Source organism: Sneathiella sp. (assembly GCF_041689005.1).
GTDB lineage: Bacteria > Pseudomonadota > Alphaproteobacteria > Sneathiellales > Sneathiellaceae > Sneathiella.
In genome coordinates, this window is the sequence record NZ_JBDNHC010000037.1 from 1 (window position 1) to 24199 (window position 24199).

The 24199-nt window shown below is 54.0% G+C and carries 29 protein-coding genes and 1 riboswitch; of the genes, 26 read left to right on the forward strand and 3 right to left on the reverse strand.

Translation table 11 applies throughout. The features are described from left to right. A partial coding sequence (locus ACESNI_RS04685) for a DUF192 domain-containing protein (RefSeq protein WP_373085323.1) occupies window positions 1-260 on the reverse strand: 260 nt, incomplete at its 3' end. A 44-nt stretch (window positions 261-304) separates the two neighbouring features. Further along, window positions 305-408: riboswitch (TPP riboswitch) on the forward strand. Here ACESNI_RS04685 and ACESNI_RS04690 point away from each other — a divergent pair. The 3 genes from ACESNI_RS04690 to ACESNI_RS04700 all read left to right on the forward strand — a co-directional run bounded on the left by ACESNI_RS04690 (window position 402) and on the right by ACESNI_RS04700 (window position 2941). Continuing rightward, window positions 402-1211 (forward strand): ABC transporter ATP-binding protein, encoded by an 810-nt coding sequence (locus tag ACESNI_RS04690; protein WP_373085324.1) that lies wholly within the window; start codon window positions 402-404, stop codon window positions 1209-1211. It overlaps the preceding riboswitch by 7 nt. Beyond that, window positions 1208-1990 carry an ABC transporter permease gene (locus ACESNI_RS04695; protein ID WP_373085325.1) on the forward strand — a complete coding sequence of 261 codons (783 nt, stop codon included), beginning with the start codon at window positions 1208-1210 and terminating at the stop codon, window positions 1988-1990. The genes ACESNI_RS04690 and ACESNI_RS04695 overlap by 4 nt, the downstream gene beginning before the upstream one ends. A gap of 12 nt (window positions 1991-2002) precedes the next feature. Beyond that, on the forward strand, window positions 2003-2941 hold the full coding sequence (locus ACESNI_RS04700; RefSeq protein WP_373085326.1) for an ABC transporter substrate-binding protein: 939 nt from the start codon (window positions 2003-2005) through the stop codon (window positions 2939-2941). Between the two features lie 45 nt (window positions 2942-2986). On the opposite strand, the gene ACESNI_RS04705 is transcribed toward ACESNI_RS04700, so the two are convergent. After that, a complete protein-coding gene (locus ACESNI_RS04705; protein ID WP_373085327.1) occupies window positions 2987-3556 on the reverse strand; it encodes a cold-shock protein in 570 nt (189 codons plus the stop codon). A gap of 286 nt (window positions 3557-3842) precedes the next feature. Between ACESNI_RS04705 and ACESNI_RS04710 the strand changes: the two genes are divergently transcribed. From ACESNI_RS04710 to ACESNI_RS04750, 9 genes are read left to right on the forward strand one after another with little or no spacing between them, the layout of a single operon-like run. After that, window positions 3843-4319, forward strand: a complete 477-nt coding sequence (locus tag ACESNI_RS04710) for a Na+/H+ antiporter subunit E (RefSeq protein ID WP_373085328.1) — start codon at window positions 3843-3845, stop codon at window positions 4317-4319. After that, entirely contained in the window at window positions 4316-4606 is a 291-nt protein-coding gene (locus ACESNI_RS04715) for a monovalent cation/H+ antiporter complex subunit F (RefSeq protein WP_373085329.1), read from the forward strand. Before ACESNI_RS04710 ends, ACESNI_RS04715 begins: the two co-directional genes overlap by 4 nt. Next, window positions 4603-4938, forward strand: coding sequence for a monovalent cation/H(+) antiporter subunit G (gene mnhG / locus ACESNI_RS04720; protein ID WP_373085331.1), 336 nt, complete (start codon window positions 4603-4605; stop codon window positions 4936-4938). The genes ACESNI_RS04715 and mnhG overlap by 4 nt, the downstream gene beginning before the upstream one ends. A 29-nt stretch (window positions 4939-4967) precedes the next feature. Further along, complete coding sequence (locus ACESNI_RS04725) at window positions 4968-6002, forward strand: DUF4040 domain-containing protein (RefSeq protein WP_373085367.1); 1035 nt, start codon at window positions 4968-4970, stop codon at window positions 6000-6002. An 8-nt stretch (window positions 6003-6010) separates the two neighbouring features. Next, window positions 6011-6376, forward strand: a complete 366-nt coding sequence (locus ACESNI_RS04730) for a cation:proton antiporter subunit C (protein WP_373085332.1) — start codon at window positions 6011-6013, stop codon at window positions 6374-6376. Window position 6377: 1 nt separating this feature from the next. Continuing rightward, complete coding sequence (locus ACESNI_RS04735) at window positions 6378-7874, forward strand: monovalent cation/H+ antiporter subunit D family protein (RefSeq protein ID WP_373085333.1); 1497 nt, start codon at window positions 6378-6380, stop codon at window positions 7872-7874. Between the two features lies 1 nt (window position 7875). Continuing rightward, window positions 7876-9384: a proton-conducting transporter membrane subunit gene (locus ACESNI_RS04740; protein ID WP_373085334.1), complete on the forward strand. Its 1509-nt coding sequence runs from the start codon at window positions 7876-7878 to the stop codon at window positions 9382-9384. Window positions 9385-9394: 10 nt separating this feature from the next. Then, on the forward strand, window positions 9395-9667 hold the full coding sequence (locus ACESNI_RS04745) for a hypothetical protein (RefSeq protein WP_373085335.1): 273 nt from the start codon (window positions 9395-9397) through the stop codon (window positions 9665-9667). Beyond that, window positions 9660-11354 (forward strand): Na(+)/H(+) antiporter subunit D, encoded by a 1695-nt coding sequence (locus ACESNI_RS04750; protein ID WP_373085337.1) that lies wholly within the window; start codon window positions 9660-9662, stop codon window positions 11352-11354. Before ACESNI_RS04745 ends, ACESNI_RS04750 begins: the two co-directional genes overlap by 8 nt. Before the next feature lie 9 nt (window positions 11355-11363). Here the strand turns inward: ACESNI_RS04750 and ACESNI_RS04755 are convergent, their stop codons facing one another. Further along, the gene (locus ACESNI_RS04755; RefSeq protein WP_373085338.1) at window positions 11364-11978 is read right to left on the reverse strand and encodes a hypothetical protein; all 615 of its coding nucleotides are present in this window, start codon (window positions 11976-11978) and stop codon (window positions 11364-11366) included. Between the two features lie 227 nt (window positions 11979-12205). Here ACESNI_RS04755 and ACESNI_RS04760 point away from each other — a divergent pair, with 227 nt between their 5' ends. The 14 genes from ACESNI_RS04760 (at window position 12206) to ACESNI_RS04825 (ending at window position 24167) form a co-directional block, all read left to right on the forward strand. Further along, the gene (locus ACESNI_RS04760; protein WP_373085340.1) at window positions 12206-12703 is read left to right on the forward strand and encodes a PAS domain-containing protein; all 498 of its coding nucleotides are present in this window, start codon (window positions 12206-12208) and stop codon (window positions 12701-12703) included. An 80-nt stretch (window positions 12704-12783) separates the two neighbouring features. Next, window positions 12784-13431, forward strand: a complete 648-nt coding sequence (locus ACESNI_RS04765; protein ID WP_373085341.1) for a carbon monoxide dehydrogenase subunit G — start codon at window positions 12784-12786, stop codon at window positions 13429-13431. Between the two features lie 136 nt (window positions 13432-13567). Then, the gene (locus ACESNI_RS04770) at window positions 13568-14035 is read left to right on the forward strand and encodes a (2Fe-2S)-binding protein (RefSeq protein ID WP_373085342.1); all 468 of its coding nucleotides are present in this window, start codon (window positions 13568-13570) and stop codon (window positions 14033-14035) included. Window positions 14036-14038: 3 nt separating this feature from the next. Next, window positions 14039-16390: a xanthine dehydrogenase family protein molybdopterin-binding subunit gene (locus ACESNI_RS04775; protein WP_373085343.1), complete on the forward strand. Its 2352-nt coding sequence runs from the start codon at window positions 14039-14041 to the stop codon at window positions 16388-16390. Between the two features lie 16 nt (window positions 16391-16406). Next, window positions 16407-17195 (forward strand): xanthine dehydrogenase family protein subunit M, encoded by a 789-nt coding sequence (locus tag ACESNI_RS04780; protein WP_373085344.1) that lies wholly within the window; start codon window positions 16407-16409, stop codon window positions 17193-17195. Window positions 17196-17334: 139 nt separating this feature from the next. Then, a complete protein-coding gene (locus ACESNI_RS04785; RefSeq protein WP_373085345.1) occupies window positions 17335-18252 on the forward strand; it encodes an AAA family ATPase in 918 nt (305 codons plus the stop codon). Then, on the forward strand, window positions 18249-19469 hold the full coding sequence (locus ACESNI_RS04790) for a VWA domain-containing protein (RefSeq protein ID WP_373085346.1): 1221 nt from the start codon (window positions 18249-18251) through the stop codon (window positions 19467-19469). Before ACESNI_RS04785 ends, ACESNI_RS04790 begins: the two co-directional genes overlap by 4 nt. Next, complete coding sequence (locus tag ACESNI_RS04795) at window positions 19466-19801, forward strand: XdhC family protein (RefSeq protein WP_373085347.1); 336 nt, start codon at window positions 19466-19468, stop codon at window positions 19799-19801. Before ACESNI_RS04790 ends, ACESNI_RS04795 begins: the two co-directional genes overlap by 4 nt. An 11-nt stretch (window positions 19802-19812) precedes the next feature. After that, the gene (locus ACESNI_RS04800; protein WP_373085348.1) at window positions 19813-20502 is read left to right on the forward strand and encodes an XdhC family protein; all 690 of its coding nucleotides are present in this window, start codon (window positions 19813-19815) and stop codon (window positions 20500-20502) included. Next, window positions 20499-22127, forward strand: coding sequence for an NTP transferase domain-containing protein (locus ACESNI_RS04805; protein WP_373085349.1), 1629 nt, complete (start codon window positions 20499-20501; stop codon window positions 22125-22127). The genes ACESNI_RS04800 and ACESNI_RS04805 overlap by 4 nt, the downstream gene beginning before the upstream one ends. Before the next feature lie 9 nt (window positions 22128-22136). Next, entirely contained in the window at window positions 22137-22568 is a 432-nt protein-coding gene (locus ACESNI_RS04810) for an iron-sulfur cluster assembly scaffold protein (RefSeq protein ID WP_373085350.1), read from the forward strand. Between the two features lies 1 nt (window position 22569). Then, complete coding sequence (locus ACESNI_RS04815; RefSeq protein ID WP_373085351.1) at window positions 22570-22776, forward strand: DUF1289 domain-containing protein; 207 nt, start codon at window positions 22570-22572, stop codon at window positions 22774-22776. A 90-nt stretch (window positions 22777-22866) separates the two neighbouring features. After that, complete coding sequence (locus ACESNI_RS04820) at window positions 22867-23358, forward strand: cell wall hydrolase (protein ID WP_373085353.1); 492 nt, start codon at window positions 22867-22869, stop codon at window positions 23356-23358. A gap of 272 nt (window positions 23359-23630) precedes the next feature. Beyond that, entirely contained in the window at window positions 23631-24167 is a 537-nt protein-coding gene (locus ACESNI_RS04825; protein ID WP_373085354.1) for a PadR family transcriptional regulator, read from the forward strand. The last annotated feature ends 32 nt before the right edge of the window (window positions 24168-24199 follow it).

Consider the following 24199-nt stretch of genomic DNA (forward strand, 5'->3'; position numbering starts at 1 on the left):
ATCGCAACCACGGTTGACCGCTCAAAATCAAACAACATGCCGTGCAGCGGTGCCAACGTTTCCCGCATCATCAACCCCTTGCTCCGCGCCTCGGACGTGTCTGCAATTTCTACGGTCAGATCAAGGCTTTGGTCAGAGGTTTCAAGAACAAGTCGCTCACCCCCCGCCCGGGCGGGGGAAAGAACAGTGAGGGACAGAATCAAGCCGACAATAAAAAGACGCATAACGTTGACGGTTCGGTGGAGAGCGTTCTTCTGCATTTCCTAAAATTCCTTTGCCGGGTCTGTATTTATCTCTATAGTGACCGTTCCTCGGGGGGAGCCGGTTGGCTGAGAGGTTCCGTTGCTGGAACGACCCCGTTTACCTGATCAGGTTAAGACCTGCGTAGGAACGAGATATCCATGGAGCCTGACAACCGATTCCCACCATCATCCCCCGAACCTAGTACCGGGGAGCCGCGTAATCAAGCAGGCACACGCATTGGCCTGCAGCTTCGCCTCAACCAGCTGATCTTTGACCGGGAGCTGATTGTCGGCGATCTGGATTTGTCGCTTGTGGGCGGCGAGATTACCTGCCTTCTCGGGCCAAGCGGTGTTGGCAAAAGCAGTATTCTAAAAATTCTTGCGGGTTTCATCCCGCTGCCGCCGGAGAGCTGGATAGAGTGCAGCGATGGCAGACCGGTAACCGGGCGGATTTCCTATATGGATCAGCATGATCTTTTGCTTCCCTGGGCCACAGTGCTTGAAAATATCGTCATCGGTGGCCGTCTGCGGGGCGAATCGCCGGACCTGGCACGCGCCCGGGAGTTACTACACCGCGTGGGCCTTGAGAACTGGGAGGGCGCCCGCCCCGCCACCCTGTCCGGCGGCATGCGGCAAAGGGTCGCCCTCGCCCGTACTTTGATGGATGACAGCCCGATTGTGTTGATGGACGAACCATTCTCGGCGCTCGATGCAATTACGCGATTCAGGTTGCAGGGACTGGCGGCTGACCTGCTTAAGGATAAAACTGTCCTACTCATCACGCATGATCCCATGGAGGCCTTGCGGCTCGGCCATACCATCCATGTATTATCCGGACATCCCGTGACCCTGTCGCTGCCCTATTCGCCTGACGGGCCCATCCCGCGGGATCCAGCCGATGATGCGCTTCGACATTATTATTCGGAAATTATGGCCAGCCTGGCGCTAGCGACGGCGGATACGCCATGAAGCTGTTTCGCATCTTGATCACCATTGGCGGATTGCTGCTTTTCTGGGGCGCGGTTACAAAAATTGCGGAACTGCCGAAATTCATTCTGCCCTCACCCCTGATCGTGCTGATGGCATTGATTGAAAATGCGGGATTAATCGCGGAAAACGCCCTGACGACAGCAGTTGAGATCATTCTTGGTCTAGTCTTCGGGATCACCTTCGGCATGATGTCGGCACTGGCAATCTCGGCCTATCATCCTGTGCGGCAATGGGTCTTCCCAGTGCTGATCGCCAGTCAGGCTATTCCCGTCTTTGCCGTTGCCCCCCTGCTCGTCCTCTGGCTCGGCTACGGGATTGCACCGAAGGTCGTGATGGGCACACTGATCATCTATTTTCCGGTGACCGTCGGTTTTCTTGATGGCCTGAACCGCACGGAAACAGCCTGGCTTAATCTCGCCGGCCTTTTGCAGCAGTCACACCAGCGCTCCCGCTTCGCCAATATTTATACTTTGTATCGCTATATCAAAATTCCCTTCGCCCTGCCCTCGCTCGCCTCGGGCATTCGCGTCGCCGCAGCGATTGCCCCGATTGGCGCCATCGTCGGTGAATGGGTCGGCTCCTCTTCCGGACTCGGCTTTCTCATGCTGCATGCCAACGCCCGTGTGCAGACGGACCTGATGTTTGCAAGCTTGCTCGTTCTCAGCCTGATGGCCATCACACTTTATTATCTCGTGGATCATGCCTTGCGCTATATCCTGCCCTGGCAGCCGGACAAGGACACCCCCGCCCCTTCATAACGGAGTTTATAAATGAAGTTTAAATATATAATTTGTATGATTTTTTTCTTTCTGCCAATCACTACTGCTGGCGCCACAGAAAAAATGACCGTGCTGCTTGACTGGTTCGTCAATCCGGATCACGCCACTCTGGTTATCGCCCAGGAGAAAGGGTTTTTTGCCAAACACGGCCTTGATGTTGAGCTGATTGCCCCCGCCGATCCCAATGATCCACCAAAACTGGTGGCGGCCGGCAAGGCCGATCTCGCGATCTCCTATCAACCCCAGTTGCATATGCAGGTGGAGCAGGGATTGCCTCTGAAACGGATCGCCACACTCGTCGCAACACCGCTGAACAGTCTGGTTGTCCTGAAGGACGGGCCGATCAAAACACTGGCCGACCTGAAGGGGAAAAAAATCGGCTACTCGGTTGGCGGCTTTGAGACGGCCTTACTGACGGCAATGCTGGCACCGCACGGGATTAAGCTGTCGGACCTCACCCTGATCAACGTGAATTTCTCCCTCTCACCGAGCCTGCTTTCGGGACAGGTGGATGCCGTTGTCGGCGCCTTTCGCAATTTCGAACTCAACCAAATGGATATCGAGGGATACCCCGGCCGTGCCTTCTATCCCGAAGAGGAAGGCGTTCCTGCTTATGATGAGTTGATTATCATCGCCAATTCCGAGAAACTGGATGACCCTCGCCTCCGTCCCTTCGTCGCGGCACTGGAGGATGCAGTACAATTTCTGGTCAATCATCCGGGCGAAAGCTGGCAGTTGTTCGTCAAGGGACACCCGGAGCTCGACGATGACCTTAATCGCCGAGCTTGGGCGGCAACCCTGCCGAGGTTTGCGCTTCGTCCGGCTGCACTGGATACAGGCCGCTATGAACGATTCTCAGCCTTTATGGAAGCACAAGGCCTGATAACAAAGACGCGCCCGGTCAGCGATTATGCCGTCGCCCTCGATTAAAATATTGTTTTAATGTCGATAAAGACTTTGAGCGTCCGAAAAAAATTAATCCGGGCGCTCAATCTCTGCAACCTGCGGCCCCTTGGGGCTATCGCCGATACGGACTTTCAAGTGCTGTCCTGCCTGTACGGGCAGTGCACCTTCCCGGCGGAGGGTCTCCATATGAACAAAGATATCCTGAGATCCGTCGCCGCGGGTGAGAAAGCCGTAACCCTTCACAGGATCAAACCATTTCACCTCAACATCGACAAAATCACCCGTTGGCTGAATGGCCGGATGGCTCGTGACATTGCTTTTCTCCACCGGGCGCGGCTCAAACGGAACAGCCGTCGAGGTGTCGATATCAAGAACCTTGACCGCCTGCAATCCCTTGGCACGCCGCACCACGACGCAGCTGATGCTCACGCCTTCCGCCACATATTCATGTCCCGCTTCGCGCAAGCAGGATAGGTGGAGGAAGATATCTCCCGGTTCGTTATTTGGCGTCAGGAAACCGAATCCCTTAACCGTATTGAACCACTTCACCTGCCCCTTCATTTCAAATGAGGCCTCGGCTGAATCGCCGGATGTGGAAACTTCCTGTTTACTCCGCAATTGCTCAATCTTGGCCGTCATGCATAACTCCCACGCTTGCTCGACGCATAAGTTCGTCCTGTCAGTTAAAAAGTTTAGCATAATATTAAGCAAAAGTTCAATATTCGAATTATTTGATTTTATTACAACTGTAATATCTCCGAATAAATCAACATTACTTTCGTCACCGGAATGCGGATCCTGGTGGCGGTTGTGACTTGCGGCAAGGAGAATCCCGTGGCATAAACTCTCAAGGCTAACAGATTAGAATATGCTGGATTTGCCAATGGGAACCGGTAATTGGTAGCGATGACAGGAAAGGCCCGACTTGTTTAGACTTATAAGCTTATTTCTTGTTTTAATGGCGACCTGGCTGCTGCTTTCCGGCCATTATACGCCCCTACTCATCAGTTTTGGTATCGGATCCTGCCTGTTATCAGCATTGATTGCCTATCGGATGGACGTCGTCGACCGGGAAAGTCAGCCTTTTTACCTTGGGCCCCGTATTATCGCCTACTGGGGCTGGTTGCTTGTAGAAATTTACACGGCCAATATCGATGTTGCGAAATGCGTATTGTTTCCTCGCAAATATCTCAAGCCGAGCATATTCGTCGTCAAGGCAACCCAGCAGACCGATCTCGGCAAGGTCATCTTTGCAAATTCCATAACCCTGACGCCCGGCACTGTCACGATCGATATTGACGAGGATAACGTGATGGTTCATTCCCTGACCGTGGTGGCGGCCGAGGGAATCAAGTCCGGCGAGATGGACCGGCGTGTAACCCGGGTGATGGAGGAATCATGATTATCTATGCGGTAGTGGCAATTGCCATTCTTGTCAGCATCGCCATGGCGTTGGCCCGCGCTATTCTCGGCCCGACTTCCTATGACCGCATTTTATCAGCCAATGCAATCGGCACCAAAACTGTTCTGTTGATCGCTGTTCTCGGCTTTTTGAACGGACGGCCTGACTTCCTCGACCTTGCGTTGGTCTATTCGCTCATGAATTTCATCGGCACACTTGCCGTCCTTAAATATTTCAAGTTTGGGACCTTGCGGGGACGTCTATCAGCTTCGGAGAAGAAGTCATGATCGACCTGTTGCTCGATGTCGGGACATGGATCCTGCTTATTTTCGGCGGCGTCCTCTTGCTGATCACCGGATTTGGACTGTTGCGGCTACCTGATCTTTATTCCCGTATCCATGCCGGCGGCATGGCCGACACGCTGGCGACCTTCCTGATATTCACGGGGCTTGCGCTGCAAAGCGGGTTCACCCTGGTCACGGTCAAGCTTGTTCTGGTGATCGTTTTTGTTTTCTTCACTAGTCCGACATCGTCATATGCATTGGCCCATGCGAGTTTTGTCGCCGGACTGAAACCTGATCTGAAGAGTTACCGGGACCGGGATGAGGAAGATGAGTAAATGGCAATGCATAAACGGGAGATAAACCGATAGCCGATTTTGTAGATATATTCCTTATGCTCCTGCTGGTTGCCGGGACGATGACGGTTCTGATTGTCCGAAATCTTTTCGTCGCAACGATGCTGCTCGGTATCGTCAGCTTCACCATGGCGCTTATTTTTGTCAGCCTCGATGCGGTGGACGTCGCCTTTACCGAAGCCGCCGTCGGTGCTGGGATCAGTACCGTGCTCTACATCGGAACGCTGGCAATGGTGGGGGCTCAGGAAAAAGAGAAAAAGACAATCGCAATCGGCCCGTTGATCATCTGTCTTGCGGTCGGTGCAACACTTTTCTACGCGACCTACGAAATGCCGGCCTATGGCCGGGCAACCAATCCGGTTCAGACCCATGTTGCCCCCCGCTATATCCAGGACAGCCCAACTGAAATCGGTGTCCCCAATATGGTCACCTCCGTCCTCGCAAGCTATCGCGGCTATGACACTTTTGGCGAAACGACGGTTATTTTTACTGCCGGCATCGGCGTGATGCTCATACTTCGCCAGCGTCGCCGCCGTAAGCAGGAAGAGGACGAGGAAGAAGAGGAGGAACTGCGAAGTTCCACCTCCGGCAGCCTGACGGGACTCGGCAGCGATCATGATCTCGTCCCGCATGTGGTCGCAAAACTGCTGATCCCGTTCATTCTGGTATTTGCCCTCTATGTGCAGTTTCATGGGGACTACGGTCCCGGCGGGGGATTTCAGGCCGGTGTCATCTTCGCTGCCGGATTTATCCTCTACGCCCTCGTTTTCGGTATCGATTTCGCCCGCGCGGTCCTTGACGGTAAACTTGTCCTCTTCTTGATGGCGGCGGGGGTCCTGCTTTACGGCGGCGTTGGAATTGCCAGCATGATACTCGGCGGCGCGTTTCTCGATTACAACCTGCTCGCGGACGATGCTGTCCATGGCCAGCATCTTGGCATCCTGCTCATCGAGCTTGGCGTCGGCATTACGGTGACGGCGGCCATGCTCTCTATATTTTACGCTTTTGTCGGCCGGGCCGACATCGATATTGAGCAGGGAGATTAGGACCGCCAATGTTTTCTGAACATTTCAACTACTGGGTTTTCATCATCCTTCTGATGCTCGGCCTGTTTACGGTTATGAGCCGCTCTAACCTGATCAAGAAAATGATTGGATTATCGCTGTTTCAGATATCGGTATTTTTATTCTACATCAGTATGGGCAAGGTAACGGGCGGCACTGCCCCAATTGTCGTTGAAACCCTCGGTAACGCGTCGGAGCCTGTCTATTCCAATCCTCTTCCCCATGTTCTTATCCTGACGGCGATCGTGGTCGGTATTGCCACAACCGCGCTCGGCCTGTCCCTCGTGGTCCGGATCAAGGAAACCTTCGGTACGGTCGACGAGGACGAAATCCTAGCACTGGAGGAAGACAGCTAGTATGCTTTCGTTGAGTAGCCAGTATCCCGTTCTCGTGATTATTGTGTCGCTGATGTCGGCGCCGGTTTGCGCCCTGTTGAAGGGTACTCGGCTGCCCTGGGCCCTGACGCTGATCGTGAGCGCGCTCACCTTTTACATGAGCATTCAGTTGCTGATCAATGTCACTGCGGACGGACCGACATCCTATGCCCTTGGCGGCTGGGCACCGCCCTGGGGCATCGAATTGGTCGTCGATCCGTTAAGCGCCTTTATGCTGGTTATTATCAGCGGCCTCAGCACCGGCGTTCTCCTGTATGCACGAGCAAGCATCGCCCGAGAGGTTCTCGACCATCAACTCGGGTTATTTTTCGCCGCCTATTTGCTTGCGCTGACCGGAATGATGGGTATCTGTATCACTGGCGATGCCTTCAATGTCTTTGTTTTTCTGGAAATCATGTCGCTCTCGTCCTATGTGCTGATCGCCATGGGGGCGCGAAGCGACCGCCGGGCTCTCACCGCCGCCTTCCAGTATCTTATAATTGGCACCGTCGGCGCAACCTTTTACCTGATTGGCGTTGGTCTTCTTTATATGATGACGGGAACGCTCAATATCGCTGACATTGCGTCGCGCTTTGCCGAAATCGGCGACACGCGGCCGATTCAAGCGGCGGTTGCCTTTATCGTCATCGGCCTCGGGATCAAGCTTGCCCTGTTTCCACTGCATTTCTGGCTTCCCAATGCCTACAGCTATGCGCCCAGCATCGTCACAGCCTTCTTTGCCGGAACTGCCACCAAGGTCGGTGTTTATTTACTCATCCGCTTCATCTTCACTGTCTTTGGCGCAGATTACAGCTTTGGAACCGTGGGTCTCGCAGATATTCTCATGCCGTTCGCTGTTCTGGGATTCCTCTCCATGTCCGTCGTGGCGATTTATCAGGACAACCTGAAACGCCTTCTCGCCTATTCCAGTGTCGCGCAGTTGGGCTATATCGTGCTCTGCATTGCGCTGGCAAGTGAAACCGGGACAACGGCTGCCATCGTCACTATTTTTAATCATGCGATTGTCAAGACAGGTCTGTTCCTTTCCGTCGGCTGCATGTTCTTCGTCACGGGTTCCGTCTATCTGAAAGATTTGAACGGGATCGGAAAACGGATGCCAATCACCATGTTTGGCTTCGTCCTGGGCGGCCTCGGCCTGATCGGTGTGCCGCTCACGCCCGGCTTCATCAGCAAATGGTATCTCGTCCAGGCTGCCCTCGAAAAGGAAACCTATCTCGGCTACGGTCTGGTCACGGTAATCCTCATTTCCAGCTTGCTGGCCGTCTTATATATCTGGAAGGTGGTCGAGGTTGCCTATTTCCGGGATCCTCCGCCAGGATCGGTTACGAAAGAAGCGCCCCTGTCCCTACTCGTCCCGACCTGGATCTTCATTTTTGGCAGTTTTTATTTCGGTATAGACACTACCATCAACGTCGGTTTTGCAAAGGCCGCGGCGGCGTTTCTTGTAGGGGGCTCATGAGATGATCTTCTCCGCCGAAACTCACGTGGTCCTCGCGATAATTATCCCGGTTCTGGGCGCGCTTGGTATCGCCCTTGCCTTCGCCGTCCCTAATATTCGCGAGGGCATCACCCTTATCACTTCCGTGCTGTTATGCCTGAACGTCTTCAGTCTGCTGCCTGTCATCATGGCCGGAACGGAACCCACAATACTGCTTGTCCAGATGCTGCCCGAAGTTGGTCTGGTGCTGAAGGTGGAGCCGCTTGGGATGGTGTTCGCCGCCGTCGCCTCCAGCCTCTGGATCGTTAACTCGATATATTCTATCGGCTATATGCGCGGTAATAACGAGAGTCGCCAAACCCGCTTTTATGTGTGTTTTGCCATCGCCATTGCGGCAACAATGGGGATAGCGTTCTCCGGCAACCTGTTGACGTTATTTGTTTTCTATGAGGTTCTCACGCTTTCGACTTACCCGCTGGTGACCCATTCACAAAATGCCGCGGCTCTTAAAGGCGGACGGATTTATCTCGGGATTCTGATCGGTACCTCCATCGGTCTGTTCCTGCCCGCTATCATCTGGGTCTGGACCCTGACGGGCACGGTCGACTTCGTGAAAGGCGGCATCCTGTCGGGTCACGCCAGCGCTGGCGTCACAGGTGTCTTGTTGTTCCTGTTCATGTATGGCATTGGCAAGGCCGCCCTGATGCCGATTCATCGCTGGCTTCCCGCCGCCATGGTTGCCCCGACCCCGGTGAGTGCGCTGCTGCATGCGGTCGCGGTTGTGAAGGCCGGTGTTTTTACGGTTCTGAAAGTCGTCATCTATATTTTCGGCATTGATTTCCTGGCCACAACCGGTGCCGCCGAGTGGCTGACATGGGTTGCCGCCTATACCTTGCTGGCGGCATCGGTTGTTGCGCTGACCAAGGATAACCTGAAGGCACGGCTCGCCTATTCGACGATCAGCCAGCTTGCCTATATCGTTCTCGGCGCCTCCATGGCGAGTTCAATGGCGGTCGCCGGGGGCGCCCTGCAGATCGTCATGCATGCCTTTGGCAAGATCACGCTCTTCTTTTGCGCTGGCGCGATCTACACAGCGGTTCATAAAACCGAGATCAGTGACATGCGGGGGCTTGGCAGGCAAATGCCCGTCACGTTCCTTGCCTTCCTAATCGCCTCCCTCAGTATTATCGGCCTGCCGCCGCTCGGCGGGAGCTGGAGCAAGTTTTACCTGATGATGGGGGCGGCTCAGTCGGAAGATCTTTGGATCATGGCCGTGTTGCTGATAAGCTCACTTCTCAATATTGCCTATCTACTGCCGATTGTCGCCCGGGGGTTCTTTTATCCGCCGCTCGGTCAGACGGCCGCGCCGGTTGCCGTCGGCTATGAAAAATCGGATTTTTCCTGGGCCAATATCAAGGAGGCACCGTTTTTCTGTGTGCTCCCGCCAGCACTTACTGCCGGGGCCTGCATCGCTCTGTTTTTCCTCGCTGACCCGATCATGAAACTGATTATTCCCATCGTGACACCATAGGACGGACGTGATGTCGAACCCTGATACAGAAAAAAAATACTGGCTCGACGAGCCTAAAAATATCGACAAGATATTTTACGCCGTCCTTGTTGTCTGTACGTTGATCACCCTCCCCGACATATTCGCCATGTTCGATATCCTCTATCACAAGCATCTTTCATTTAAGATGGAGGAAATTCCTGGATTCTATGGTCTTTACGGTCTTGTTTCCTATGTCGGCTTGGTCCTGATCGCCAAGCAGCTCCGGAAATTCCTCATGCGCGATGAGGATTATTATGATTGAGGGCCTTAATCCCGGTTTAATCTTTATTGCCGCGGCGTGTCTGGTTCCGTTCATTGGCGGGCTTGCCCGTCAGGCGTTACTGCTTGCGCTGCCGATTCTCGGACTGGTTCAACTCTATATGATGGGCATGGGCAGCTGGGGTCACTACGAGTTTCTGGGGATGCAGATTGAGCTTACCCGCGTCGATGCATTGTCGAGGGTTTTTGGTACGATCTTCCATATCGCCGCCTTTATCGCCATGATTTATTCGCTGCATGTCAAGGATACCATGCAGCAGTTTGTCGCCCTGATTTATATCGGTGCGGCAATCGGCGCGGTGTTTGCCGGTGACCTGATCACTTTTTTCGCTTTTTGGGAGCTCACGGCGGTCTCCTCGGTATTCCTGATATGGGCAAGCCGGACTGAGCGGGCCTATCGGGCCGGTATCCGTTACCTTGTCATTCAGGTTACCTCCGGCGTTATTCTGGTAGGCGGTATTATCCTCTATTATCAGGACACCGGGTCCGTCGCCTTTGGATATATCGGTCTTACGGGCATTGCGAGTGGCCTGATCCTGCTTGCTTTCGGTATTAAATGTGCATTCCCGCTGTTGCATAACTGGGTGCAGGATGCCTATCCCGAAGCCACGGTAACCGGGACTGTGATCCTCTCGGTGTTCACGACCAAGCTCGCGGTTTACGCCCTCGCCCGCGCCTTTCCCGGGACAGATATCCTGATCCCAATCGGTGCCGTCATGACGGTCTTTCCGATATTCTTTGCTGTCCTTGAAAATGATTTGCGCCGGGTGCTTGCCTATTCGCTCAACAACCAGCTCGGCTTTATGGTGATCGGGATCGGCATCGGGACCGAGATGGCGATCAATGGTACCGCTGCTCATGCCTTCGCGCATATTCTTTATAAAAGCCTGTTGTTCATGAGTATGGGCGCGGTACTGTTCCGGACCGGTACTGTCAAGGCGTCAGAGCTGGGCGGCCTCTACAAGTCAATGCCGTACACTACCGTCTTCTGCATCATCGGCGCCATCTCGATTGCGGCCTTTCCACTGACCGGCGGCTTTGTTTCGAAATCGATGATCCAGTCCGCCGCGGCCGATGGCGGTATGGTGATTGTCTGGCTGGTGATGCTGTTTGCCAGCGCCGGCGTAATGGATCATTCCGGGATCAAGGTGCCGTTTTTCGCCTTTTTCGCCCATGACAGCGGCATCCGGGTCAAGGAAGCGCCGATGAATATGCTCATCGCCATGGGAATTGCGGCATTCTTTTGTATTGGGATCGGTGTCTACCCAGGTGCGCTTTATGCGCTCCTGCCCTATGCGGTGGACTATCATCCCTATACCTCCGGGCATGTCATCACGCAGCTACAGCTTCTGTTGTTCTCGGTCCTCGCCTTCGCGTTGCTGCTTCGCTACAAGATCTATCCGCCGGAACTGCGGTCCACCAATCTTGATTTCGACTGGTTCTATCGCAAGCCGCTAAAAATGCTCGCAATCGCAATCGGACGGCTTTTGGGCAAAATCTGGAGCTGGGTCGGTGTTACCGGGCAGTCGGCGGTCGGGGCCGTCATCACCGTCTTCAGCGACACCCATGGCGATGGCAAAGTGATGGCGCGGACAATGTCGTCCAGCGTCGCGATAACGATTATCGTGGCAATCCTTGGAGTCGTCGTCGTGCTCTTCTATCGCACCTAGGGAGGGCGCTCAGTTCAGCAACGGCCCTGCTTTTGACTCCACCCGTCGTGACGGAGTCCATTTGGTCACAGACCGGCCATCGGCGGTAAAGCGAATTTCCTGCGTCGGGGTTGGCGCCGCATCGAGATTGGGCCGCGCCGCCTTATAGGTGGTGCCATCAGGGAATTTAGCGCCACCCTTTTCTGTCAGTCGTCTCGGCAGACCATTTTTATAGGCTGCGGCCATTTCCTCAAGCGTAATCTCGGAATTGCGGCCACGTGCCGCTGCGGCGGATATTGCAGTGTCCTCGGATAACATGAGATCAAGCTCTGTCAGAGTCTTATCCTTGCATGCCCGCCAGATCGACTTCAGAAAGGTTTCAACCTCCCTGTCCAACTCAACCGCATCCTGAAATTTAAACCCGCCTTTCAGGACCAGGAATATATCCGGCTCTATCGGCCCCACCGCTGTCGACAGGAACGTCGCTGGCATCAGTTTGCGCCGGCCATTTTTTGCCGCATAGGCCGCCTGACACAGATAAAGCAGCTTTAACAGAAAAGCCGTTTCCAGCGGACGATCGTCGGCACGGGCGATCGCCGTTAATCGGAATAGAATGTCGAAGGTGGAACGGCTTGCTGGATGCATCGTAAATCTCGCTGAAGACAGAATTATCAGCAGATTAAGGCCGAATGGTTAATCCTTGTTTAATAGGGGGCGGCTTCATCACGTATATCTAGCAAAAAAAATTAAAGAAAATTTAGCAAATATTCACTACTTATAGATGTATTTATATGTTGCATAAAACTCGTTAACGGTATAGATGATGTACGCACTCAACTGATAGTTGGATACAGTAAACAGGATACAGTAAAATGCAAAAGTTTACGACAGCGATGGATGACATCAAACATCCATGTCTAATTGATCTGGTCAACTATTGGAAAAAAATGAAAACGACGTCGGGTATCCCGTTACGAAGTCAATTTAACCCAGTCGATATTCCACAATGCCTGCGACATGTCGTCCTGATTGACGTTATCCCAAGTAATCCCAGGTTTTATATCCGTCTCGCCGGCTCAGCTGCGGTTTCAGTCTATACATTTTCGGTGCCCGGAAAATACGTCGAGGATCTTCTCGCTGAAAAAGATTTAGCCGAAGTTATCCCGCAATATGAACATAGTCTAACCCATCATGTCCCAACATATCTGGACAGCACGCTCACCGTGCCATCGGGAAAGCGACTGCACTATGAGCGCGTCGTCCTTCCCCTGTCGAGCGATGGCAAACACGCCGACAAATTACTGAATGGGTTACATTATTTCGACGTCAAGCAGCAGCTGATGGACCGTCCGATATTAAAAATGCTGTAATAGGAACGCTCTTGCCGAACCCGGTGCAAATGGAGTAGGTTTATACAAACAAGCCCTTAAACTCCGGCGGAGATCCATTCATGCAGATGAACGGCGAAGAATTAATCAATGCACCGCGAGACGTTGTCTGGGCCGGCCTGAATGACCCCGACATTCTGCGTCAGTCAATCCCCGGCTGTCAGACTGTCGACAAGGAAAGCGATACGGCTTTTACCGCGACCGTCAAAGTCAAAATCGGACCCGTTTCCGCAAATTTTAAGGGTAAGGTCACCTTAAGCAATGTCGATGCACCGAACGGCTATACAATTTCCGGTGAAGGAAAAGGCGGTGCTGCTGGCTTTGGCAAGGGCAGTGCTGATATCAGCCTGACCGAAGCGCCGGGTGGCACCTTGTTGTCCTATTCCGTGGAGGCGTCCGTCGGCGGGAAAATGGCACAAATCGGCTCGCGCCTCATTGACGGCACCGCCAAGAAACTGGCAGGAGAGTTTTTTACAAATTTTAACCGGCTTATTAGTGAGGACACGGACGGCCAACCCGCGCCATCGGAACCGGCCCCCGTTGCCGAGCCATTTGTCGAAGCCGCCAATCCGGTGCGCGAGTCACCCGCTACTGCCGAGATACCTGCTCCGGCGGAGACACCGCCCTCACCCGGCTGGATGCGACCTTCGATCCTCATACCGATGGGGGTCGTCGCTGCCCTTATCCTGTATTATTTCGCCAGGCGGTAAAGGAAGTTACTGCCCTCGGCTTTACTGATCCTTATGACGCACTACTTATTGATTAGACAAAAATTTAAAACGCGTTTTAAATGAATGAACTCACCGGATAACGAGAAATTTCCAATCACTAGGGGAGGAGAACATTATGACAACCGTTTCCATGACGGTAAATGGGAAGAAACGGACAGCCGATGTTGCGCCGAATACACTTCTTGTTCACTACATTAGAGATAACTTGCGCCTGACCGGCACCCATGTCGGATGCGATACCAGCCAATGCGGCGCCTGCACCATCCATGTCAATGGCGACAGTGTGAAAGCCTGCACAATGCTGGCGGTTCAGGCCGAAGGTGCCAACATCACCACCATCGAAGGACTTGCGCAAAACGGTGACTTGCACCCGATGCAGGCGGCGTTCAAGGAAAACCACGGTTTGCAATGCGGCTTCTGCACCCCCGGCATGATCATGAGTGCCGTGGATCTGGTCAAGCGCAACCCAAACCCGTCTGAGGAAACAATCCGGTCCGAGCTGCAAGGGAATATCTGCCGATGTACCGGATATCATAACATCGTCAAATCGGTAAAAGCCGCATCGGAGAATATGGGAGGATGAACAATGTCAATAGAAAATGGAATTGGCGCCTCTGTCAGGCGTAAGGAAGACCAGCGTTTTATCACCGGTAACGGGCATTATCTGGATGACATGAACAAGGTGGGGCAGACCTATGGTTATTTTCTGCGCTCCCCCCATGCCTTTGCCAAGATCAACAATATTGATCTCACGGCAGCAAAGGATGCGCCGGGCGTCGTTGATATCTTCACCGGCGCCGATATGGTTGCCGATGGCATCGGCGGACTGATCTGCGGCTGGGGAATTACCAGCAAGGACGGAACGGCTCACAAGGCACCGCCCCATAACAGCATGGCCGTTGACGCGGTCCGCCACGTCGGGGACCAAGTCGCCTTCGTTATTGCGGAAAGCCTGCAACAAGCGAAAGATGCCGCTGAACTTATCGACGTCGATTATGAGCCCCTGCCCTCCGTTACCAACATAACAAAGGCCCTGGCCCCCGGTGCCCCGCAAGTTCACGAGGAGGCGCCCGGTAATCTCTGCTACGACTGGGAACTTGGCGATAAAGCCGCCGTTGACGCGGCCTTTGCCTCTGCTCCCCATATCTCGAAGATTGATCTTGTGAATAACCGTCTTGCGCCGAATGCCATTGAACCTCGCGCCGCCCTTGGCGACTATGACGCGGGAAGTGGCGAGCTTACGTTATACACGACCAGTCAGAATCCGCATGTCGCCCGCCTGATCATGTCGGCCTTTCTGGCCATCGCCCCTGAAAATAAACTGCGGGTCGTCGCTCCCGATGTCGGCGGCGGTTTTGGTAGCAAGATTTTTGTCTATGCCGAGGAAACAACGACGATCTGGGCCGCCAGAAAAATAAACCGCCCGGTAAAATGGACGGCGGACCGTTCCGAGGCCTTCCTGACCGACGCCCACGGCCGCGATCATGCGACCCATGCGGAGATGGCACTCGATGACGATGGCAAGATATTGGCATTCAGGATATCAACAAAAGCCAATATGGGGGCATATCTTTCGACTTTCGCCTCTGCCGTGCCGACCTATCTTTACGGCACCTTGTTGAACGGCCAGTATAAAATCCCCAGTATTTATGTCGAGGTTCAGGCCGGGTTCACCAACACAACGCCGGTAGATGCCTATCGCGGAGCTGGCCGACCGGAAGCCACCTATGTGGTTGAGCGCATGATCGAGACAGCGGCGCGGGACATGAAAATTGACCCGGTCGAGTTCCGCTTGAAAAACTTCATTCAGCCCGATGAATATCCCTACGAGACGCCAGTCATTATGACCTATGATTGTGGCGATTATCCGCTGTCAATGAACACGGCGGTTGAGCTTATTGACTATAAGGGCTTTGGTGCCCGCAAGGCCCAATCGGAGGCCAATGGCAAGTTACGCGGGATTGGCTGTTCAGCCTATATTGAAGCTTGCGGCATTGCCCCGTCGGCGGCAGTAGGGTCTTTGGGTGCCGGTGTCGGCCTCTGGGAATCGGCGGAAGTCCGCTTCAACCCGACGGGCAGCGTGACTGTCTTCACGGGCAGCCACAGCCATGGCCAGGGCCATGAAACAACATTTGCCCAGATCATTTCCGACAAGCTTGGCGTACCCATCGAAAGCGTTGAGGTCGTCCATGGCGACACCGACAAGGTCCCCTTTGGCATGGGCACCTATGGCTCGCGGTCGCTCGCGGTTGGCGGGTCGGCAATTGTCAAGGCCGTCGACAAGATTGTCGAGAAATCGAAGAAGATCGCTGCCCATCTGATGGAGGCCTCGGTTGAGGATATCGAGCATGAACATGGTGTTTTCTCGGTCGCCGGGACCGACAAAAAGCTGACCATGGGCGAGATTGCCTTTGCCGCCTATGTGCCGCACAACTATCCGGCCGATCTTGAGCCGGGCATGGCTGAAAATGCCTTTTATGACCCGCTCAACTTCAGCTTCCCGGCCGGCACCCATTTTGCGGAAGTCGAGATTGATCCCATGACGGGCGTTGTCGATATTCTTGATTGGGCCGCCGTCGATGATTTCGGCAATGTCGTCAACCCGATGATTGTCGAGGGCCAGGTTCATGGGGGTGTCGCCCAAGGCATCGGTCAGGCCCTGCTCGAAGGGGTGCTCTATGATCAGGAAAACGGACAATTGCTGACCGGTTCCTACATGGATTATAGCATGCCGCGGGCCGATAACCTGCCGAACTTCCGGGTTTCCATGACCAACACGCCCAGCCCCAGCAACCCGCTCGGGGTGAAGGGATGCGGCGAAGCCGGCGCCATTGCTGCCCCGGCCGCCCTGATGAACGCCATTACCAATGCTCTGGGAAAAGACATCGATATGCCCGCGACGCCCGAAAAAGTCTGGCGCGCGATTCATAGCACATAAATAGGGAAAACAGGACATGTATTCATTTGACTATGAACGCCCTACGGGGACAAACGAAGCCGCCTCGACGATCGGGGCAGATGACAGGTTTCTCGCGGGAGGACAGACGCTCATTCCCACATTGAAACTTCGCCTTTCGCAAGTGGACAAGCTTGTTGACCTTGGCGGGATAGAGGAATTGCGGGGCATCAGCACCAACGGCAGCGAACTGACCATCGGCGCCATGACAACCCATGTCACCGTTGCCAATTCAGCGGAGGTCAAATCCGCCATCCCGGCCCTCGCCTACCTCGTCAGTCATGTCGGCGATGCGCAGGTCCGGAACCGGGGCACCATCGGTGGATCGATTGCCAATAACGATCCCGCTGCGGATTACCCGGCGGCGCTCGTCGCCCTCGGGGCCACGGTCCATACCAACAAGCGCAGTATTTCAGCGGAGGATTTCTTCGTTGACCTGTTCGAAACCGCACTTGAGGAAGGAGAACTCATCACCAAGGTTGCCTTCCCGATCCCGGAAAAGGCGGGATACAGCAAATTCCCCAATCCGGCATCACGGTTCGCGCTGGTCGGGGTTTTTGTTGCAAAAACTGCCAGTGGCGTCAAGGTTGCCGTGACCGGAGCGGGTCCCTGCGTCTTCCGCCAGAGCGCGATGGAAGAGGCTCTTTCGGGTAATTTTTCTGTCGACGCGCTTTCTGGAATTACAACTGATGCCTCAAACCTGAACGCCGATATTCATGCCTCGGCAGAGTATCGGGCAAACCTTGTGTCAGTGATGGCCGCCCGGGCAGTCAAGGCCGCTTCATAGGCAGCGCACGTACGGTCGTTGAATGAAGGGGAAGTTTCAGCTTCCCCTTCCCTTTTTTTGATCCCGTTGCCGACATCCCAAAATGAGGTTACGCTTACACCTCACAGGTTTCAAAATCTTCACCGGATATTATCAATAAATGTCAAATTCGCTCCCCCAAACAATCGATGCCATACAGGACATGCTCAAGAAGGCCAATTACGTCGCCGACAGAAGCCTTGCTACCGTCCTTTACCTGTCCCTGAAAATGCAACGACCGTTGTTTTTGGAAGGCGAAGCCGGGGTTGGCAAAACGGAAATTGCAAAAGTCCTCGCCGAGCAATTGGGCCGTCCGCTGATCCGGCTGCAATGCTATGAAGGGCTGGACATCAGTTCCGCCGTATATGAATGGAATTACGCCCGCCAGATGATCGAGATTCGCCTTGCCGAGGCGACCGAGACTGCCAATCGCGATAGTCTCGGTAGTGATATCTTTTCGGAGAGATTCCTGATCAAGCGGCCGCTCCTGAAAGCCCTTGAAAATAGCGGTGGCGGCGCCCCCGTCCTGCTTATTGATGAGTTGGACCGCACGGACGAGCCCTTTGAGGCCTATCTTCTCGAAATTCTGTCAGACTTCCAGGTAACAATCCCCGAATTCGGCACCATCCGGGCAGAGGAACCGCCAATTGTCATCATTACCTCTAACCGGACGCGGGAGATCCATGACGCCCTGAAACGGCGCTGCCTGTATCACTGGGTGGATTACCCGGACGCCGCACGGGAAAAGGAAATCATCTCGCTCAAACTGCCGGGTGCCGATGCCCGCTTGTCGGAGCAGATTGTGTTATTCGTGCAGGCGCTGCGCAAGGACCCCAATCTGTTCAAGCTGCCCGGCATCGCCGAAAGCCTTGACTGGACCACCGCCCTGACCGAGCTTGACGTCATCTCTCTCGATCCCGACGTCATTAATGATACGCTCGGCGTGCTATTGAAATACCAGGATGACATTGTCAAAATCCAGGGCAGCGAGGCGGCCGAGATCATCACACAAATCAATCGGGAAATCGGAACAAGGTGACAGACGCGCCCGCAAAATCCGGTGGCACGTTCTCCGAAAACATCCTGCATTTTGCACGCGCCCTGCGCCGTGCCGGCCTGCCGGTCGGCCCGGGCCGCATAATCGAGGCGATCCGCGCCGTTGAAACCGCGGGCATTCAGCGCCGGGATGATTTCTACTGGACCCTTCATGCTGTCTTTGTCAATCGCCGGGACCAGCGGGACATCTTCGATCAGGCGTTTCATGTCTTCTGGCGTAACCCGGAGCTCCTGAAAAAAATGATGGAGATGATGCTGCCAACAAGTTTCCTGGAGACCGTCAAGGACGACAACCAGAAACAGATAAGCCGCCGATTGTCGGAGGCACTCGCGCCCTCCGAAGCGCCGAATAACCCTGAGGACCCCACGTCCGAGGAAATAGAGATTAACGCCACCCTCACCGCCTCAGACAACGAACTGCTTCAGAGCAAGGATTTCGAGAGCATGAGCGCGGTGGAAATGGCGGAGGCAAAAAAGGCCATCGCCACGATGCGCCTGCCGATAATGGATGTGAAGACGCGGCGGCAGCATGCCGACCTGCGCGCCGGTAATATCGACATGCGGCGCACGTTACGCGCCAGCTTGCGCTCCGGCGGGGCGACCATTCCGCTCCGCTTCAAATCCCGCGTTACGCGCCGTCCGCCGCTTGTCATCCTCTGCGATATTTCCGGATCGATGACCCAATACAGCCGGATGCTGCTGCATTTCATGCATGCCCTCACCAATGACCGCGATCGTGTCCATACATTTGTATTTGGTACCCGGCTCACCAATATAACAAGATATATGCGCTATCGCGATGTCGATGCCGCACTGGAGGCGGTAAGTGAACAGGTTGAAGACTGGTCGGGCGGAACCCGTATCGGCGCAACCATCAAGGAGTTCAACAAATACTGGTCTCGCCGCGTCCTTGGTCAGGGGGCAGTGACGCTGCTGATTTCGGATGGGCTTGACCGCGATGCCGGTGAAGGACTTGGAGTTGAAATGGAACGATTGCATAAATCCTGCCGCCAGTTGATCTGGTTGAACCCGTTGCTTCGCTATCAGGGGTTCGAGCCACGCTCGAAAGGGGTAAAAGCGATCCTGCCTCATGTCGATCAGTTTCGAACCATCCATAACCTGAATAGCCTCAAAGACTTGTCGGCTATTCTTTCTAGTCCAATGGAAGTCCATATTGACCGCAGGAGTTTTGCAGCATGAGTGACACCTCCGCCCTGCCCGGCGACGATATTTTGGAACAGGCTCTCGCTTGGAAGAAAGACGGCCGCAAGGTTGCCCTGGCAACAGTGATAAAAACCTGGGGGTCCGCCCCGCGCCCCATCGGCAGCCAGCTTGCCATTGACGATCGCGGCAATATGATCGGCTCGGTCAGTGGCGGATGTGTTGAGGGCGCCGTCATTCAGGCGGCCCTCGACCTCATGGAAACCGGGTCAGTCAAAACACTGGAGTTCGGTGTCAGCGACGATCAGGCCTGGGAGGTCGGGCTTGCCTGTGGCGGCAAGATTGATATTTTTCTTGAGAAACTGGATTAGGGCCTGCCCGCATGAAAACGGTAATACTTGATGAACTGCAGCAGGCCCGGCGCGACAAGCGGCAGGTTGTCCTTGCAACAAACCTCACATCAGGAGATCAAAAACTACTCTATCCTTTTGATAATGAAATTGAATCTGATATTTTGATAGCTGCACGAAATGCCCTCCGAAATGATAAGCCCGCGCAGCTTGAGACCGATGAAGGCCCGGTATTTCTGAATATCTTTAACCCTCGCCTCCGCCTGTTCATCGTCGGGGCCGTACATATCGCCCAAAGCCTTGTTCCAATGGCCGCGAGTGCAGACTATGACGTCACTGTCATCGATCCGCGTCAGAGTTTTGGATCGGAATTCCGCTTTCCAAATGTCACCCTTGATAATCGCTGGCCTGATGAGGCGTTTGCCGATCTTAAGCCCGACCGGCGCTCGGCAATCATCACCCTTACCCATGATGCGAAACTTGATGATCCGGCCCTTCAACATGCCCTTAAATCTGACGCCTTCTATCTCGGGGCGCTTGGAAGTGGCCGCACACATGCCAAACGCCGGGAGAGGTTGCTGGAGAACGGGTTTACGGAAGCTGATTTCAGCCGCATCCATGGGCCGATCGGTCTCGATATCGGGGCCAAGTCCCCGGCGGAGATCGCCATCTCGATCATGGCGGAAATGACGTCTGTTCTCCGCCAGAAAGCCCTGCCATGATTTTTGGACGTTTACCCATTGATGAGGCCGAAGGGGCCTTTCTTGCCCATGCCATTGAAAGCGCGCCGGACAAAATCCTGAAAAAAGGCCATATCCTGTCCGCGACGGAAATCGCGGAACTGACTGCCCACGGGGTTGAGACTGTTCTTGCCGCCCGTTTAGAGGCGACGGACATGGCCGAAAATGAGGCGGCCGGCACCATTGCCGTGCCTCTCGCCGGGACAGGCATAAGCCTTAAACCGGCCTTTACTGGTCGCGCCAACCTGATTTCCGAAGCCCATGGTGTTGCACTTGTGAATGAGACTTTACTTAATAAAATCAATCATGTGGATGAAACAATTACAGTCGCGACTGTAAAGAATTTCGAAGTTGTTGAACAAAACCAGATGTTGGCGACCGTCAAGATCATCCCCTTTGCTGCGCCCGCGGAAAGAGTTGCCGAGGTTTTGTCTCTCGCCAATGGCAGTAATGCTCCTCTTATTTCTGTACAGCCCTTCCAGAGGCGCAATATCGCCGTAATCTCGACGGCCCTGCCAAAGACCAAGGAAACAGTGATCGCCAAATCCGAGAAAATTATGGAAGGCAGGCTGCAAGACTGCGGAAACCAGATCGACCACCGACGTACCGTGGATCATCATGAGCGGCCATTGGCCGTTTTGATATCCGAGTTCAAGGCGGCGGGCTGCGACCTCATCCTGATATTCGGCGCCTCGGCCATTACGGACCGCAAGGATGTCATCCCGTTGGCGATTACAATGGCAGGCGGAGAAATTGACCATTTCGGCATGCCGGTGGATCCCGGAAATCTCCTGCTCCTCGCGCATATTGAGGAAACAATCGTTGTCGGTCTTCCGGGCTGCACCCGCTCGCCCAAACTCAATGGTTTCGACTGGGTCTTGCAACGCCTGCTTGCCGGGATACCGGTCACCGCCTCCGATGTCATGGATCTGGGCGCCGGGGGCCTGCTCAAGGAAATCAGCAGTCGTCCGCAACCACGTGGCCGCCCGACCCCGCAAAAGCGGGAGCCGGGACGCAAATCCGTCGCTGTCCTCATTCTGGCGGCGGGACAATCGCGGCGTATGGGACCGCAGAACAAGCTTCTCGCCAAAATAGATGGCAAGCCGCTGCTGGGCCATGCCACCGAGCGGGCGCTGGCCTCGAAAGCCGCCGCTGTGTTTGCCGTGACCGGCCATGAAAAGGAAGAGATTACGGCGATCCTGCAGGAAAAAAATATCACAACTTTCCATAACCCGAACTTTTCTGAAGGTCTGAGCAGCAGCCTTAAAACCGGCTTTGCCGCGCTTGCCGATAAATTTGACGGTATTCTCGTTTGTCTCGGCGACATGCCGCTCGTAAAGTCCGCGCTGTTGGACAAACTGATTGATGCCTTCGATATCGAGGAAGGGCGCGCCATCGTTGTTCCCACTTTTCATGGAAAACAAGGAAATCCGGTCTTGATTGCCAGCAGCTTTGCCCCGGATATTGCGGCCATCTCCGGCGATATTGGCGCAAAATCCATCATTGGCAATAACGAAGCCCTGGTCTTCAACGTCGAGATCGGCGATGAGTCCATCTTTGTCGATGTCGATACCCCTGACGCCCTGTCCGGCCTTCAGCGGAAGTGAGTTGATCCCGTGATTGAGGAGTTATACCAGAAAAACCTTCTGCGGCTGGCCGCGGACGCAACGGGAGACGGCGTGATGGCGGGGCCGGACTCCGAGGAAACACTCGACAATCCGACCTGCGGGGACCGGATTACCGTTCAGGTCAAACTCGACGGTGACAGGATTTTGGCCATCAACCATCAAAACCGTTCCTGTGTGCTCTGTCAGGCCGCCGCCTCCCTGCTTGGAGAAAATGCAGCCGGGCGGAACATTGAGGAAATCCGGCAAACGCGGTCGACCCTTCAGGCGATGCTGAACAAAGAGGATGTAAGTACATCATCCAATTGGGAGAAACTTGATTTTTTCCGGCTTGTCGCCGAGCATAAAAGCCGTCATGTATGTGTTCTGCTTCCTTTTGACGCGCTGATTAATGCGGTGGAAAATAACAATAAGAAGGATTGACATGCGGCGCAAAAATCCAAAAATCGGACCTCTTCCGGATCTGCCCTCTCCTTGCACCGGGGTTTGCAGCATGGATATGCAGAATCTCTATTGTCGAGGGTGTTTTCGCACCCGTCTCGAGATCGGCGGCTGGGCGTTGATGAGCAATGAAGAGAAACTTCAGGTCGTCAAGCAATTGCACATCCGTCGACACGAATCCCCCTCGTAACCTTGTATTGCCATAATTTTGCCGCTTTCAGCCTGCTTAATGGTTAAGTGGATTGTTATATTCGGGTGAATTCTTCGGAGGGGAACGCAAATGTATTTGAAAACCCTGAGTGCTTTGACGGTTACATTTCTGTCTCTGCTGTTCGTTGTCATGGCTCATTTCATGCCCGGCTCAACGATGTTGACAGCGTCCACCGATGATTCTGACCTCAAATGTCTCGCCCAAGCGGTATATTTTGAAGCCCGCGGAGAGCCTTATAGCGGTCAGATAGCCGTCGCCCAGGTTGTTTATAACCGGGTGGTCAAGCGCAACAAATCCTATTGTGATGTCGTCTTTGAAGGCAGCTCACGCAAGCATGCCTGCCAGTTCTCCTTTGCCTGTGATGGAAAGTCTGATACGGCAGTTGAAAAGCAGGCCTGGTTGCAGGCAATGCAAATTGCCCGTCTCGTCAAGGACGGGAACCTGAGAGACCTGTCGGATTCAGCGACCTTCTATCACGCGACTTATGTGTCACCGACCTGGTCAAAAAAATTCGCGCAAACGGCCGCCATCGGTAATCATGTCTTTTACCGAAAAATGTAAGATAGCCGAAAATAAAAAGAACAGCGGCTGAAATGCCGATTTTTTATCAATATTAACAATAACCTGATCTCCATTGCCAACTTCCTACGCCCGCCTCGCCTGACTTGGACATTACTAATCCGTGATGCCAGTCACATACATTAGCGGAATTTTCCAGCAATATGAATAATGCCTATATATCGGATTGATATATTATGAATTGACATAATATAAGGGTCCGATATAAGGCAATTTGCTTTACAGCTTTTTCTACTGCGGTCTGGATTACGTGAATGGACATACGAACCCTATGCCTTGGCATCCTCACGATGGGCGACGCCACCGGATATGAAATCAAGAAAACATTCGAAGAGCGTCTCGGACTAATATTCCATGCTAGTTACGGCTCGATCTATCCGTCGCTAACCAAGCTGACGGATGAGGGACTGGTTTCCTGCCGTGAACTCAGCCAGGAAAAAAGGCCGGACAAAAAAATCTATTCGATTACGTCCACTGGTCGCTACAGGTTTCTTGAGGAAATCACGAAAAAGCCAGCCCCGGACCGGTTCCGCTCTGAATTTCTGGCAACCTTGATGTTTTCGCATTTGTTACCGGCCGCGACAATCGCCCAATTGATCGATGAAAGAATAGCGGACTGCCGCTGCAAGGTCGCGGACTTACAAGCTGACTGTTCCGACGAAAGAACTGACACCGGCCGTTTTATGTGCGGATATGGCCGGACCCTGTATCAGGCGGAAATAGATTATTTAACTGAAAACCGGCATCTGCTGGAGGCGGACGCTTTACTTGGCCGCCGGGCAGCAGAATAGATGCGTCGTAACAGGCAATCAACTGAAGAGGT

Coding starts and splice junctions, on each gene's coding strand:
- ACESNI_RS04715 (WP_373085329.1), top strand. CDS start 4,316: ATGATTATCTATGCGGTAGTGGCAATTGCCATTCTTGTCAGCATCGCC.
- ACESNI_RS04805 (WP_373085349.1), top strand. CDS start 20,499: ATGATTTTTGGACGTTTACCCATTGATGAGGCCGAAGGGGCCTTTCTT.
- ACESNI_RS04730 (WP_373085332.1), top strand. CDS start 6,011: ATGTTTTCTGAACATTTCAACTACTGGGTTTTCATCATCCTTCTGATG.
- ACESNI_RS04695 (WP_373085325.1), top strand. CDS start 1,208: ATGAAGCTGTTTCGCATCTTGATCACCATTGGCGGATTGCTGCTTTTC.
- ACESNI_RS04795 (WP_373085347.1), top strand. CDS start 19,466: ATGAGTGACACCTCCGCCCTGCCCGGCGACGATATTTTGGAACAGGCT.
- ACESNI_RS04800 (WP_373085348.1), top strand. CDS start 19,813: ATGAAAACGGTAATACTTGATGAACTGCAGCAGGCCCGGCGCGACAAG.
- mnhG (WP_373085331.1), top strand. CDS start 4,603: ATGATCGACCTGTTGCTCGATGTCGGGACATGGATCCTGCTTATTTTC.
- ACESNI_RS04705 (WP_373085327.1), bottom strand. CDS start 3,556: ATGACGGCCAAGATTGAGCAATTGCGGAGTAAACAGGAAGTTTCCACA.
- ACESNI_RS04820 (WP_373085353.1), top strand. CDS start 22,867: ATGTATTTGAAAACCCTGAGTGCTTTGACGGTTACATTTCTGTCTCTG.
- ACESNI_RS04770 (WP_373085342.1), top strand. CDS start 13,568: ATGACAACCGTTTCCATGACGGTAAATGGGAAGAAACGGACAGCCGAT.
- ACESNI_RS04690 (WP_373085324.1), top strand. CDS start 402: ATGGAGCCTGACAACCGATTCCCACCATCATCCCCCGAACCTAGTACC.
- ACESNI_RS04755 (WP_373085338.1), bottom strand. CDS start 11,978: ATGCATCCAGCAAGCCGTTCCACCTTCGACATTCTATTCCGATTAACG.
- ACESNI_RS04700 (WP_373085326.1), top strand. CDS start 2,003: ATGAAGTTTAAATATATAATTTGTATGATTTTTTTCTTTCTGCCAATC.
- ACESNI_RS04765 (WP_373085341.1), top strand. CDS start 12,784: ATGCAGATGAACGGCGAAGAATTAATCAATGCACCGCGAGACGTTGTC.
- ACESNI_RS04750 (WP_373085337.1), top strand. CDS start 9,660: ATGATTGAGGGCCTTAATCCCGGTTTAATCTTTATTGCCGCGGCGTGT.
- ACESNI_RS04780 (WP_373085344.1), top strand. CDS start 16,407: ATGTATTCATTTGACTATGAACGCCCTACGGGGACAAACGAAGCCGCC.
- ACESNI_RS04785 (WP_373085345.1), top strand. CDS start 17,335: ATGTCAAATTCGCTCCCCCAAACAATCGATGCCATACAGGACATGCTC.
- ACESNI_RS04825 (WP_373085354.1), top strand. CDS start 23,631: ATGGACATACGAACCCTATGCCTTGGCATCCTCACGATGGGCGACGCC.
- ACESNI_RS04745 (WP_373085335.1), top strand. CDS start 9,395: ATGTCGAACCCTGATACAGAAAAAAAATACTGGCTCGACGAGCCTAAA.
- ACESNI_RS04735 (WP_373085333.1), top strand. CDS start 6,378: ATGCTTTCGTTGAGTAGCCAGTATCCCGTTCTCGTGATTATTGTGTCG.
- ACESNI_RS04815 (WP_373085351.1), top strand. CDS start 22,570: ATGCGGCGCAAAAATCCAAAAATCGGACCTCTTCCGGATCTGCCCTCT.
- ACESNI_RS04760 (WP_373085340.1), top strand. CDS start 12,206: ATGCAAAAGTTTACGACAGCGATGGATGACATCAAACATCCATGTCTA.
- ACESNI_RS04740 (WP_373085334.1), top strand. CDS start 7,876: ATGATCTTCTCCGCCGAAACTCACGTGGTCCTCGCGATAATTATCCCG.
- ACESNI_RS04775 (WP_373085343.1), top strand. CDS start 14,039: ATGTCAATAGAAAATGGAATTGGCGCCTCTGTCAGGCGTAAGGAAGAC.